Raw genomic sequence first — 13,458 nt, 5'->3', positions numbered from 1 at the left:
AATGGGAGTGATAATTTTGTCACAAGAACAAGGTCATATAAATAAATATGGCATGATGTCATATGATTCACGGGATTTGGTCATTCAAGAAGATATTATGGCTAAAGCCAAAGAATTAGCTGATCTTATATCTGGAAGTGAGGAAGTTAGGCAGTTCCAACAAGCTGAGGAAAAAATTCGCAACCATCAACGTGTTCAAGACTTGATCGTAGTAATGAAGAAGAAGCAAAAGGAAATTGTTGCTTTTGAATCTTTTGAAAATAAAGAAATGGTGGCCAAGATTGAAGGAGAAATTGCCGAATATCAGGATGAAATTGACGGTATTCCAATTGTAGTGGAATTTCAACAGTCTCAGACGGATATTAACTACTTACTTCAATTAGTCATTTCTGTCATTCGAGATACGGTGTCTGAGAAAGTAAATGTGGAAGTGGGTACAGACTCACCTCCAACCCATTGCGGATAATAGACAAACTAGGTTGCGGATACTATATCCGCGCCTTTTTGTTCAATTAGAGATGTTGTAAATCATGATCAGAAGCAACTTATACAGATAATTACGGAGGTTAACATCATGGATGGACTAGAAAGCATGCTTGCAAAAGGGAAAGATACATTCTGGGGATTTCTCGGATGTGAATTTATTTCTGGTGATGGTACGGAAGTTAAGATTGCATTAGATGCCAAGGAACATCATCTGAACTCTATGGGTATTGTTCATGGTGGAGTATTAACTTCATTAATGGATCAGACTATGGGAATGGTCGCAACAGCTGCTAAGAATATAGATAATGTTGTAACAACGAATCTTAATGTTCATTTCTTAGCTCCGATGAAAGAGGGACGGTTAATCGTTACAGCAATTGTCCTTCATGAAGCGGGTCGTAGTTTAACGCTTGAAGCTCGTATTCACGATAGTGAGGGTATATTAGGTTGTATATCGACTGGAACCTTTCGAGTCGTCAGTCGTTGATAGTCTTAGTCATTGAGAAATAATTAAGCATATCACTTGACAAATTTCATTAATATATCATAATGATAATATCAAATAGAATATTATGTGGTGATGAGAATGGATAATAAAGAAGCCCAACAGGAAAAGTATAGTGCTAAAAATTATCGAACTCCAGACGGAGTGCCTGCGGATATCGTGATGTTCACACTGACGAAGCGAGAACGCAAGACGGTTACAAAGACACTACCTATTCGTGAACTGAAAGTAATGTTAATTCGGCGCAAAGCTTGGCCATGCGCAGGCATGTGGGCACTTCCTGGAGGTTTTTGTAAGGAAAGCGAATCCATATATGATGCAGCAAAGCGTGAGCTTAAAGAGGAGACTGGGGTGGATGGTGGACATCTAGAATATTTAGGTGTGTATAGTCAACCTGGTAGAGATCCACGAGGTTGGATTATCAGCAACGCTTTCTTTGCTCTTGTGGAAGAGTGGATGCTTGAACACAGACAAGCGGCAGATGATGCTAATGAAGTAGGATTGTTTGGTATTGAAGAAGCGCTTGAGCAATTGGAACTGGCGTTTGATCATCGTGAAATTATTCGTGATGCATATGTTAAAATCCAGCAGAAGATGTTACAGACTACTATTGCTAAGCAATTTTTGCCTGCACATTTCACACTAAGTGAGTTATATCAGGTCATTCAGACTGTGGTCCCTGAATTTAAGGAGCCTAACTTTATTAGGAAAATAACTTCAACCCGTAGCCGGGAGGGCATTCTGCAAGAAGTGAAAGATGAGTCTGGCAAGAAGCTCAGCTCGAATCAATATTCACAGCGTTCTGCACAGCTGTATACGTTTACTGATAATGTGCCATTATTATCAATCTATACGTAAATTACAACCCGTCGTCGATCTATATTGTGAGGAGTGAGCATAATGAATGCACTGATCGTAATTGATTATACCTATGATTTCGTAGAGGGTAATCTTCCCGTAGGAGAGCCTGGTATAGCTATTCAGCATACAATAGCATCCATAACTCAGAATTATGTAGATCAAGGGGATTTCGTGGTGATGGCTGTTGACTTACATGAGGAGAATGATCCTTATCATCCGGAGACGGTTCTTTTCCCGCCCCACAACATCAGAGGAACACGGGGAAGAGAGCTTTATGGAGAGTTAGAGAATGTATACAAGCGTCACCAAGATCGAATTTATTGGATGGATAAGACGAGGTATAGTGCTTTCTGTGGAACAGATCTTGATATAAAGCTTCAAGAACGAGGGATTAAGGATGTTCATTTGATGGGTGTGTGTACAGATATTTGCATCTTGCATACCGCAGTGGATGCTTATAACAAGGGGTATCATGTGACGGTGTATGAGGACGCTGTAGCTAGTTTCAATCAGAATGGACATGAATGGGCATTACAGCATTTCAAAGGTAGTCTTGGAGCACATATCATAAATAGTAAAAGTTGATGTTCTTCGGTTCATCTTCTAAACAACGCTGCCTTGGCTCAAAGACAAGGGGAGAAATCAGTCATGCAAACAATGGGTCTGGCATTACACACCGATAAATACCAAATTAATATGATGTATGCACATTGGTACGGAGGAACACACCAACGCAAAGCTGTATTCGAGGCTTATTTTCGTAAGTTACCATTCGGTAATGGGTATGCAGTATTTGCGGGTCTTGAACGAATTGTTCACTACATTGCGAACCTTAGATTCTCAGAGGAGGATATCAGATATTTATCTGAACAGGAAGAGAATTATGATTCCACATTCCTTGAAGAATTGAGACAGTTCCATTTCCGTGGAACGATTCACTCGATGAAGGAAGGGGCGCTAGTGTTCCCTAGTGAGCCACTTATTCGTGTAGAAGGTACCATGATGGAGACCCAATTAGTTGAGACGGCTCTTCTGAACTTCATGAATTTCCAGACTTTAATTGCGACGAAGGCTTCAAGAATCAAACAAGTTGCAGGCCAAGACACGTTATTAGAATTCGGGACAAGACGAGCTCAAGAGGCAGATGCTGCCGTATGGGGAGCTCGTGCTGCCTACATTGCTGGTTTCGATGCTACATCAAATATGTTAGCGGGACAGAAGTTCGGTATCCCGACCAAAGGTACACATGCTCATTCATGGGTGCAGAGTTTCAAAACGGAGCAGGAAGCTTTTGATGCTTATGCTAAAGTGCTTCCCGATCAAGTTACTTTGCTCGTAGATACATTTGATACGCTGAAGAGCGGTGTTCCAAATGCGATCCACACAGCTAAAATGCTGGAGTCTATGGGTAAAAAAATGAGCGCTATTCGTTTGGATAGTGGGGATTTGGCTTATCTCTCCATTAAGGCCCGTAAAATGTTAGACGAAGCTGGATTCCCAGATGTCAAGATCGTGGCTTCTAATGATTTAGATGAGAATACAATTCTAAATTTGAAGGCTCAGGGAGCAAGGATTGATATCTGGGGGGTTGGAACACAGCTTATTACCGCTTCAGATCAACCTTCTTTAGGCGGAGTATATAAGCTTGTGGAGCGGGAGATTGATGGCGAAATGATACCAACGCTCAAAATTTCTGCTAATCCAGAGAAGGTATCCACACCAGGTAAGAAGGAAGTATATCGGATTATAGATAAGGTCAATAACAAAGCAATGGCTGATTATATTTGTTTCCCAAGTGAGGAACAGCCTAGCGATGGAAGAAAGATTAAATTATTTAATCCGCAACATCCTTATGTACAAAAGAGCATTCGCAACTATGAGGCTATTCCCATGTTAGAACCGATCTTTGTTGACGGACTTCAGGTGTATACATTACCTACACTTGAAGATATACGTAGCTATCATGTAGAGCAAATGAATATGTTCTGGCCTGAATATTTACGTAAGTTGAACCCGGAAATATATCGAGTCAACATTAGCCAAGAGGCCTGGGATCTCAAGAAGAATATGATGGCACAATATATGCAAGAAGAAGAAATTTAAGAGATATGAGAAGCGTGTTACTTACCTTTAGGGCGAGTAACATGCTTTTTTGTATAAAAGTGTAAATTTCAGTATACTTTTTCGGGACGGATCACAAACAATAAATTTCTTTTACGAAGCTTTCTATTTTTTCTCCTAAACAGGACGATATTAATGGGAGTAAACGCTCGTTATCCGTATTAATAAATAATGGTTAAGAGGTGATTGTGTTTGAACGTAATTAATAAAAGAAAGACTACATTTGTTTCTATCACAATTCTGTTCATTGGAATCATTTTTGCTGGGGTGTTTTTATTGAACAACAATAAATATGAGCCGAAAACCTACAATGTTAATTCATATTCAGATTATGCAACGAGCGGTAATGTGAAAGGTTCAGTTGAACGAGCAGACTATATTGTAACTGGACATTACGAGAAGTTTATTAAAGATATGGATTTGGGTAGCCAACATATGGGTGAGGTTTATTCGTTCAAAGTAGAAGATTCGCTATTAGGAGATGTTGAAGGAAGTATACGGGTCTCTATTGCTAATTACCAGATTATGAAACAGACTATTGAAGGTTATGATTATGAGGCCAAGGTAGGACTGCCCAATCACGTGAAGCCTGACTTTAATAAAAAATATGTTTTATTCCTTAGGTTTGTGGAAGACATAGACATGTATGGTTCAGCAGTCCTTCCCAATCATATTGAGTTAGATGATAGCGGCACAGCCACATTAAATTACAATCAAATCACCACTGGAGAAGATGTAAATACTAAGGGAGACAAGGCCATATTTAGTGTAGGAGAATTCAATATCCCAGCAATGGACAAGATTACGGGGATGACACAAGAAGAGTTATTCGAGCAGATTAAGGTTGCGATTGCTAATAAAAAAGCTCAGGTTGAATAATAATGGTATGCAAGAGCCACATAAGAATATTACATAAATGTAGATTGGGATGCACCTTATGAATCCCGTAAGTAGGATGAGTAATTCGTATTATAAGGTCAACCAGAACTTCTGGTTGGCCCTTTTTTCACAGGTGCATTACGATGGCGGTAGAGTGTCTCCACAGAAGAATGAACTATTTTTAGGACAGCCCTTGTTCTTTGGCATAACATTAGCGAGGGTCATTTCCTATGATGAAATTATTTCTCGGGAAAGCGCAGGAGGTGCCGGCATTCGACAATAGCTTGTCATGCTATGCCAAGTTATATAGGGATAAGAACATGAAGGTGATATAAGTTATTGTGTTTGTTTGAGTATGATATTTTTCATATCTAAAATTTGAGATATTGCGTTAAATGTAAGAATAAAGATTGTAGAAATTATGTTGAAAGGGGTCGTGTCGGTGGTACATTTACCCAAAAAAAATGAGCTAGGTTTCTTTGAAATCCGGTTGGAGTCAATTGGAGGTCTAGGAGCAAACCTTGCTGGCAAAATGCTAGCTGAAGCTGGTGTTGAGGGAGCAGGGTTGAATGGGGTTAGTTTCTCATCTTATGGATCAGAGAAAAAGGGTTCTCCGGTAAAGGCGCATATTCGTTTTTGCGACTTGACTACGTCTATTCGGGATACTTCTCCTGTTGAACGGCCCCATGTCGTAAGTATCTTTCATGAGGCATTGGCTAAGACCGTCAATGTAACTAGCGGAATATATGAAGATAGCATCGTTCTAATTAACTCACAAAAGTCACCCGAACAATTAAAAAATGATATGAAGATGCTAGGTGGTACAGTTGCTGTAATTGATGCCACAGGGATTGCTTTAACCGAGAAGAATCGAGTTAACATGGCGATGCTTGGTGCGATGTTTCGGTTTTGTCCTTTCTTAGATCCTGAGACGATGAAAGAAGTCATTCGCAAATCGCTTGAGAAGAAATATCCACAAAGTGTGGCTTCGGCTCTAAATACATTTGAACGTGGTTATCAAGAAGTCGTTATTCAACAATTTGCATTACAAGAGGGACAGTCTATGCCTGAGTTCGTACGTTCTGACTTACCCGTATTAGGTTACGGGACCCAGCCTATAGGGGGAGTGATTACCAATCCCGGGAACAGCTTCTTGAAGAACCTGAGTATTTCACGTTCAGGAATGATGCCTTCTTTTGCTGTGGATGAATGTATTCACTGCGCTCAGTGTGACACGGTTTGTCCTGATTTTTGCTTTGTGTGGGAAGAGAAGCCGGATAAGAAGGGACGGCCACAAATGTTTCTACAAGGTATTGATTTTCAGTATTGTAAAGGTTGCTTGAAATGTATAGAAGCTTGCCCAACCACTGCCCTTTCAGGCATTATTGAAGTGGATGGCGCTGCTGATGAGCAAGGGGTAAAGCATCATTTCGACTTAGTAACAGAGTAATATTGAAGGGAGGAACATTTTGATGGCTATAAATTATGATAAAGAAATAGAGAGCTCGAAGGTGGAGCAATTGGTAGTGTATGAATCTGGTAACGAAATGGCCGCTTATGCAGCTCATCAGATTAATTATCATGTGATGGGGTATTTCCCAATCTCCCCATCAACAGAGGTAGCGCAATATCTGGATTTGATGAAGGCTAACGGTGAGCATGACATTAAGCTGATCCCCTCAGATGGAGAGCATAGCTCGGCAGGCATTTGTTATGGTGCCTCTACAGCTGGTGGACGTGTGTTTAATGCAACAAGTGCTAATGGTTACATGTATATGTTAGAACAGATGCCAGTGCAGTCCGGGACGCGTTTTCCCATGGTATTAAATCTTGTCTGTCGTTCCATCTCTGGACCTCTTAACATACATGGGGATCATTCTGATTTATATTTTGCCTTGAATACAGGTTGGCCCATCTTAATGTGTCGTGATCCACAAGCTGTATATGATATGAATCTAATCGCACTCAAACTTGCTGAACATCCAGATGTACGCTTACCCGTCATGGTCGCTTCGGATGGTTATTTCACATCTCATCAGAAGCGCCGAGTGCAAGCATTCGCTCATCGAGCGGATGTTCTGAAGTTCGTAGGGGAGAAGCCTCCTGAAGGATTCCCAGATACATTAGATAGAGAGAATCCGATTACAGTCGGTCCTTATATGAATGAACCTGACTATATTAATAACCGTTATCAACAATCTCAAGCCATGTATTGTGCGGGTGAGGTATTCGAGGTTATTTCCCGCGAATATGAGCAATTGACGGGTCGACATTATGAAATGCTGGATATGTACCAAATGGAAGATGCCGAAGTCGCAGTATTTCTAATGAACTCTGCCTCAGAGATTATTAAAGATGTCGTAGACCAGCTTCGCAGTCAGGGTATCAAGGCGGGTTCAATAGCACCGAATATGATTCGGCCATTTCCACAGAAGGAAATAGCGGAAGCACTTAAGCATGTAAAGGCCATAACCGTGGGGGATCGTGCCGATTCTTATGGTGCCCATGGTGGCAATATGGTGAATGAAATTAAGGCGGCCTTATTCACATATGGCAATACCACAACTCAGGTCATTAGCCGGATCTTTGGACTGGGAGGTAAGGAGTTCTATGCTGAGGATGGTCACCACTTATTCGAACTAGCATTAGAGGCTGTTGCTAAGGGCGAGGTGGAGATTCCTTTTGATTATTATGGTCACACGGTGGGAGAACCTGACAAAGCACCTAAGAGAGTATTGAAACCGATGAAGTTCGAGGATTTAAAGACAGGTCTTATTACGGTGAAGAAGGATGAGACTACAGGGAAGTTAAGTGTTCGGATTCCTCCTCTTCGTTCACTGACGAAGAAACCCAAACGTCTCGCTCCTGGTCATGGAGCTTGTCCTGGCTGTGGTATTTTTTCAGGACTTGAGACATTCTTTAAAGGAATTGAAGGCGATATTATCGCGTTGTATCATACAGGCTGTGCAATGGTCGTTACTACGGGATATCCATACTCTGCTCACAAGGCAACGTATATTCATAATTTATTTCAGAATGGTGCGGCAACGTTGTCGGGTGTCGTGGAGATGTTCTGGGAGCGCAAACGTCGCGGTGAATTAGAGCATTTGGGTCTACAGGATGACTTCACATTTGTCATGGTCACTGGCGATGGCGGAATGGACATTGGTATGGGGCCGGCTATCGGTGCAGCACTACGCAACCATAAAATGATTATTATTGAATACGATAATGAAGGTTATATGAATACGGGTGCACAGCAATCTTACTCCACACCGATGGGCAATCGAACTTCCACATCGAATCTGGGATCGTCTCAGCAAGGGAAAACAACGCATCATAAAGATACAGCTCAGATTATGGCAGCGACTAATATCCCTTACGTATTTACGGGTTCAGAAGCATTTCCACAAGATTTAGTGAAGAAGGCTGCTAAGGCACAATGGTATGCACAGCATGAAGGATTAGTATATGGTAAAATATTAATTGCTTGTCCACTGAATTGGTTATCCAATGATAATGAAGGTACACAGATCGTGAACGCCGCTGTAGATTCTTGCTTCTTCCCACTATATGAGGTGGAACATGGTTGTACGCAAATCACCTATAACCCAGAAGACAAGAATAAACAGGTGGAGCTGCGGGAATGGTTGAAATGGATGGGCAAAACAAAACATCTTCTCAAGCCTGAGAATGAATCCGCATATGAAAGTTTTCAAAGTGAGGTCAATCGTCGCTGGCATGTATTGAAGGCTAAGCACGATAATCCTTATTTGTAGAATTAGGAGTAGTATATAAAGAAGATCACTTTCCTTAGATGGACATGATCTTCTTTTTTCAATCTATCTAGATAGATCTATAATTTCGCATGAAAATTAAGCTGAAGAAAGGAAGGTTAGAATGGACAAATTTCAAGCATATATGATCCATAAAGATGAGCGGGGATTCCGTAGTGGGGTGGAGACATTAGCTATAGATCAACTGCCTGAGGGAGACGTTACTGTTAAGGTCGAGTATTCGGGAGTAAATTATAAGGATGGGCTGGCAAATTCAGCAAATGGAAGAATCGTAAAAACATATCCATTCATACCGGGTATTGATTTAGCTGGAACGATTGTGGAGTCAAGTAACCCCAAATTCAAGATCGGGGATTCCATTTTGTGTACAGGGTACGGTCTTGGTGTATCTCACTATGGAGGATTCAGTGGGTATGCAAGGCTGAATAGTGAATGGCTCGTTGCACTCCCTGAGGGGTTGACTTCGCGAGAAGCGATGAGCATTGGGACAGCCGGATTTACAGCAGCTTTGTCTGTAGATAGTCTTTTACTTAACGGACTTAGAGTAGAGAATGGCCCCGTGTTAGTAACTGGAGCTACAGGAGGTGTCGGCAGTATTGCAGTCTCCATTCTGGCTCAGCTCGGATTTGAAGTAGTAGCAAGCACAGGTAAAGCGGATAAATATACAGATTTCCTGAAGCAGCTGGGAGCAACTGCAGTTGTGACTAGGGGAGATATTGAAGCTCCTGTTAAGGGAGTTCTCGCTAAAGAACGCTGGGCTGGGGTGATTGATCCTGTCGGAGGGGCGCAACTTACTGGAATATTAAAAAGTATACAGTATGGCGGAGGTGTGGCCTTATCAGGACTTACAGGTGGAGCTTCATTTGATAATACGGTCTATCCATTTATTTTGCGAGGTGTACAATTGTTAGGTATAGATTCTGTTAATTGTCCAATGGATCGTAGACAGATAATATGGAATAATTTAGCTTCCGACTGGAAACCAGTCACTGCACTTCAGCAAGGAATTACAGAGGTTCAACTTGATGATCTTTCTTCTGTATTGGAGACTATTTTACAGGGTGGGGCTGTAGGTCGAACACTGGTTAAACTCGATTAGTTGAAATTTTCAAAAGTTTAAGGGGAAGCCATAAGGCTTCCTATTTTTTGTGATATCATCGTGGAATTCAAAATTCATGCAGTCTTAATGAAAATGAGATCTGGAGTTTTTGGGGCTTGAGGACAACCACACAATGGTAATTACGATCCACGGTGAAACAGTAGCGATTCAATTTGATGAAAGATCAAAGCTTAGTAAAGGGAAAATAGTAAAAAAAGTATGAATATTGCTATTAGTGAATTATAGACTATGGCTATCCGCCAGTTTGTTATGGCTGGGTGCCTTTTTTTATGGAATATATTGACTTATGAGGTGGTAAATGTTTTAATTTAATTATTAAGTTATTAAACAATTATTTAAATATTAAAACATGATTTAAAGTAAAGAAGAAAGGAGGAAGCGAATGTCACTTAACGATGCCTTTAAAGCGTTATCTGATCCAACAAGACGTAAAATTCTAGACATGCTGCAGGAGCAAGATATGACGGCCGGTGAGATCGCTGAACAGTTTCAAATGACCAAACCAGCTATTTCACATCATCTGAATCTGCTTAAGCAAGCTAACCTCATTTGGGATGAAAGAAAGGGACAGTTTATTCATTACTCTTTGAACATGACAGTTTTTCAAGATTTATTGAAGTGGATTTTACAATTTAATAAAAACTAAGGAGATGAGTAAATATGACATGGAAGAAAAATATTTTATCGGTGCTAGTTCTGGTTGTTGCAATTGTGCTAAGTATATGGAGCTTTCAAAAGTTACCTGAGCAAATGGTGATGAACAATAACGAGATATCCAGATGGTTTATTGTTTTGTTTATTCCAGCGGTCATGGCATTCATGTTTGTTCTAATGCAGTTACTGCCGTTTATAGCTACGAATAACAATAATCACCTGAGGATTCAAAGCTCAATGGATGTAATTGTGACGATTAGTTTAGTCATTCTCGTCTTTGTTCATGGCATGCTGATTGCTGATGGATTGGGTCATCCTATGAATTTGGACTTAATTGGACCTTTAGTCACAGGGGTAACTTTTATTGTGGTAGGAAATTACATGCCACGATTCAAGCAGAATGGTCATGTTGGTGGGCAGATTAATATGACGATTAGAGAAGACGTAAGGCGTAAAATCCAACTTGTTTTTGGACGTATTTTCGTAGTTGGAGGCTTAGGGATGTTATTGGTCACTCTATTGCCGTCGAAGGTTGTTATACCCACGTTTGTTGCAGTTTTACTTATTTCAGTATTGACTGTACTAGGAAGCTCTTTTTATTATCTGAAAATAAAATCGGCTCAACGCTAGCGCTTGAAAAACACTAACATTGTGGTTGAGAATGAAAAGAACCATCGAGTTTTACAACATGGTCAACCAAGAGGTCGGTTATGGAGGACACCTTATCCTTATTATATTCTCAAAAGAAGATGGATACCTCAGGCGATCATGGTAGAACGAGTGGGTGATATCAAATGTTACTAAACGAGTATACAGGATGTCTCTCTTGTCGTAAGATATAGTTAATATTATCCTACTAGGAGGGTTTTCAACAAAGTGCAAGACAAATTTGGCTATACTCAATATTTAGTTAGAAAAAAGGTACTTTCGATCGTCGGTGCCAAGATCCATATTTATAATTCCAATCAGGAACTGGTTATGTTCTCCCAAATGAAAGCCTTCAAATTGAAGGAGGACATTCGGCTGTACAGCGATGAGAGTATGTCTGAGGAGATACTTACGATCACGGCCCGCAGTATCATTGATTTCTCTGCTATCTATGACGTTAAGGATGCGAGAACCGGAGAACATATCGGCAGCCTGCGCAGAAAGGGACTTAAATCAATTCTCAAGGATGAATGGCTCATTTTGAACGCGAGTGAAGCCGAAATTGGACGGATCAAGGAAGATAACAAAATTCTTGCCTTGTTACGTCGTTTCTTATCGGACCTTATTCCTCAGCAGTACAACGTTCAGATTAGTGGGAACACAGTCAGTACTTTTAAGCAAAATTTCAACCCGTTCGTCACAAAAGTTAATATCGATTTCTCACTGGACCCGGGCCAGACACTTGATCGCCGATTAGGACTTGCCGCAAGCGTATTGCTCTGCGCGATCGAAGGGAAGCAGGGCTAGACTGCTTGTTCTTGTATTCCTGCAAACTTTCTACGGTTACAAAGCACACATAAAGGGGATGTCCGCGGCGGAAAAGCCAATGGACATTCTCTTTTCAGGTCAACATTCATTACGAGAATTGAGAAAAAAGCTATCTATAAGTTCATTGACAATATAATTTAATGATACTATGATTTGATTTGTTGGTCGATTTTATAGAAAGAATATTTTAGATAATAGATTCAGAATAGATTCAAATTACATAGAGTAGTGAGTATTTCGTTGTTGATAAGCATATTTATATATTCAGAGAATCTTCAGTATGTTGTGATAGTATTGAATTCCATTCTATTTTTTCTGATGAATGTGAACTTAGGAAGGGGCACTATGTTGTGAATAATCAGACGCAAGTTGTAAACAAACAGCAAAAAGAAAAAATTCCGGAGCTGCAACTGGTAAGGGCCATGGCGATTATGGGTGTTTTATGTGTTCACTCTACGTCTGATGCGGTATCCGCGATGACGGGTTCAGGGTATTTCTTTATCTATAACTTTTTTAATATTTTTATGAAACTAGGTACACCGACATTTATATTTCTAAGTAGCTTTGTACTTTTCTACAACTATTATTCCCGTCCACTGACCAAAAGCCTCATTACAGGCTTTTTTAAGAAGAGACTGTTATATATTATTATTCCTTATTTTTTGTTCTCTGTATTTTATTTTGCTATATTACAATATTTATATTATCCTGATCGTTCGTTTGTAGATACGATTACTACTTTTGGAATGAAGCTTATTACGGGGAAAGCATATACGCATTTATATTTTGTATTTATTAGTATACAGTTTTATTTTCTCTTCCCACTTGTACTCTGGCTGTTCAAGAGCAGACCGGCGATATCCAAATGGGCTATTCCGATTGGGTTTACTATACAGTGGGCGTTCGTACTCATTAATAAATACTATTTGACAACACCTGTTCAGAATAAAGGAAGTTGGTCACTATCTTATGCTTCCTATTTCTTTCTTGGAGCATTCATCGGAATCTATTATCCGAAATTGAAAGCTTGGATTATGATGAACCGCGAGAATGCTAATCCTACTCGTATAGTGATATGGCTTGTTCTATGGCTTGTTTGGCTGGTAGCAGGTATATCACACGTATATATTTGGTATCAGACTCGCTTGAATGGCGTCCAATATAACTCTATCTTGTATGAGCTATTATGGAATGTTCACACGTATACGTTCGCTCTAGTGTCGCTTCAAGTAGCGCACATTATATATTATAAAGGATCATCTTTATTGGTTCGGCCGATGGAAAGACTCGGAGCGCTTTCTTTCGGGATCTATCTCATTCATCCGTTCTTCCTGTTAATGTATCGTAAATTCCCACCAGTGACAGGTACGGCTTGGCTCATCCATCTATGGTATCTTGGTGGAATTGTTACTGCTCTCATAGGTTCGTGGATTGTAGTCTCATTAACGGCACGATTTATTCCGTACTCATGGATTATATTTGGTAATCTTCCGAAGCCGAAGCGCAAGCCAAGTATCAATCAAAGACCAGGTACAACACAAGCAGGCTAGAACATCAAC

General features: G+C 40.3%; 14 protein-coding genes. All 14 read left to right on the top strand.

The genetic code is table 11. From position 1 onward, the window contains the following. Nucleotides 1–52: 52 nt before the first annotated feature. The 14 genes from UB51_RS12210 (at nt 53) to UB51_RS12145 (ending at nt 13,449) form a co-directional block, all read left to right on the top strand. Nucleotides 53–466, top strand: a complete 414-nt coding sequence (locus tag UB51_RS12210; protein ID WP_445322379.1) for a YlbF/YmcA family competence regulator — start codon at nt 53–55, stop codon at nt 464–466. 108 nt (nt 467–574) lie between these two features. Then, complete coding sequence (locus UB51_RS12205) at nt 575–973, top strand: PaaI family thioesterase (RefSeq protein ID WP_044877520.1); 399 nt, start codon at nt 575–577, stop codon at nt 971–973. A gap of 99 nt (nt 974–1,072) precedes the next feature. Next, nucleotides 1,073–1,849, top strand: coding sequence for an NUDIX domain-containing protein (locus UB51_RS12200; RefSeq protein WP_144407009.1), 777 nt, complete (start codon nt 1,073–1,075; stop codon nt 1,847–1,849). A gap of 42 nt (nt 1,850–1,891) precedes the next feature. After that, entirely contained in the window at nt 1,892–2,437 is a 546-nt protein-coding gene (locus UB51_RS12195) for a cysteine hydrolase family protein (protein WP_044877518.1), read from the top strand. Between the two features lie 63 nt (nt 2,438–2,500). Next, a complete protein-coding gene (locus UB51_RS12190) occupies nt 2,501–3,955 on the top strand; it encodes a nicotinate phosphoribosyltransferase (RefSeq protein WP_044877517.1) in 1,455 nt (484 codons plus the stop codon). Nucleotides 3,956–4,165: 210 nt separating this feature from the next. Further along, nucleotides 4,166–4,852 carry a hypothetical protein gene (locus UB51_RS12185; RefSeq protein WP_044877516.1) on the top strand — a complete coding sequence of 229 codons (687 nt, stop codon included), beginning with the start codon at nt 4,166–4,168 and terminating at the stop codon, nt 4,850–4,852. A gap of 58 nt (nt 4,853–4,910) precedes the next feature. Then, the gene (locus UB51_RS12180; protein ID WP_044877515.1) at nt 4,911–5,135 is read left to right on the top strand and encodes a hypothetical protein; all 225 of its coding nucleotides are present in this window, start codon (nt 4,911–4,913) and stop codon (nt 5,133–5,135) included. A 159-nt stretch (nt 5,136–5,294) separates the two neighbouring features. Further along, a complete protein-coding gene (locus UB51_RS12175; protein WP_044877514.1) occupies nt 5,295–6,302 on the top strand; it encodes a 2-oxoacid:acceptor oxidoreductase family protein in 1,008 nt (335 codons plus the stop codon). Between the two features lie 22 nt (nt 6,303–6,324). Next, entirely contained in the window at nt 6,325–8,631 is a 2,307-nt protein-coding gene (locus UB51_RS12170) for a thiamine pyrophosphate-dependent enzyme (protein WP_044877513.1), read from the top strand. Nucleotides 8,632–8,752: 121 nt separating this feature from the next. Then, nucleotides 8,753–9,748 carry an acrylyl-CoA reductase family protein gene (locus UB51_RS12165; RefSeq protein ID WP_044877512.1) on the top strand — a complete coding sequence of 332 codons (996 nt, stop codon included), beginning with the start codon at nt 8,753–8,755 and terminating at the stop codon, nt 9,746–9,748. Between the two features lie 403 nt (nt 9,749–10,151). Continuing rightward, the gene (locus UB51_RS12160) at nt 10,152–10,415 is read left to right on the top strand and encodes an autorepressor SdpR family transcription factor (RefSeq protein ID WP_044877511.1); all 264 of its coding nucleotides are present in this window, start codon (nt 10,152–10,154) and stop codon (nt 10,413–10,415) included. Between the two features lie 14 nt (nt 10,416–10,429). Beyond that, entirely contained in the window at nt 10,430–11,053 is a 624-nt protein-coding gene (locus UB51_RS12155) for an SdpI family protein (protein WP_044877510.1), read from the top strand. Between the two features lie 246 nt (nt 11,054–11,299). Further along, on the top strand, nt 11,300–11,878 hold the full coding sequence (locus UB51_RS12150) for an LURP-one-related family protein (RefSeq protein ID WP_044877509.1): 579 nt from the start codon (nt 11,300–11,302) through the stop codon (nt 11,876–11,878). Between the two features lie 371 nt (nt 11,879–12,249). Beyond that, a complete protein-coding gene (locus UB51_RS12145) occupies nt 12,250–13,449 on the top strand; it encodes an acyltransferase (RefSeq protein WP_267884748.1) in 1,200 nt (399 codons plus the stop codon). Nucleotides 13,450–13,458: the final 9 nt, after the last annotated feature.

Origin of the sequence: Paenibacillus sp. IHBB 10380 (assembly GCF_000949425.1) — a bacterium.
Taxonomy (GTDB): Bacteria; Bacillota; Bacilli; order Paenibacillales; family Paenibacillaceae; genus Paenibacillus_AQ.
This window is presented reverse-complemented; position numbering and strand designations above follow the sequence as displayed.

Bases quoted from the DNA above. Each gene is read 5' to 3' on its own strand.
- UB51_RS12165 (WP_044877512.1), top strand. From the start codon at position 8,753: ATGGACAAATTTCAAGCATATATGATCCATAAAGATGAGCGGGGATTC.
- UB51_RS12205 (WP_044877520.1), top strand. From the start codon at position 575: ATGGATGGACTAGAAAGCATGCTTGCAAAAGGGAAAGATACATTCTGG.
- UB51_RS12170 (WP_044877513.1), top strand. From the start codon at position 6,325: ATGGCTATAAATTATGATAAAGAAATAGAGAGCTCGAAGGTGGAGCAA.
- UB51_RS12200 (WP_144407009.1), top strand. From the start codon at position 1,073: ATGGATAATAAAGAAGCCCAACAGGAAAAGTATAGTGCTAAAAATTAT.
- UB51_RS12210 (WP_445322379.1), top strand. From the start codon at position 53: ATGATGTCATATGATTCACGGGATTTGGTCATTCAAGAAGATATTATG.
- UB51_RS12195 (WP_044877518.1), top strand. From the start codon at position 1,892: ATGAATGCACTGATCGTAATTGATTATACCTATGATTTCGTAGAGGGT.
- UB51_RS12180 (WP_044877515.1), top strand. From the start codon at position 4,911: ATGAATCCCGTAAGTAGGATGAGTAATTCGTATTATAAGGTCAACCAG.
- UB51_RS12190 (WP_044877517.1), top strand. From the start codon at position 2,501: ATGCAAACAATGGGTCTGGCATTACACACCGATAAATACCAAATTAAT.
- UB51_RS12160 (WP_044877511.1), top strand. From the start codon at position 10,152: ATGTCACTTAACGATGCCTTTAAAGCGTTATCTGATCCAACAAGACGT.
- UB51_RS12155 (WP_044877510.1), top strand. From the start codon at position 10,430: ATGACATGGAAGAAAAATATTTTATCGGTGCTAGTTCTGGTTGTTGCA.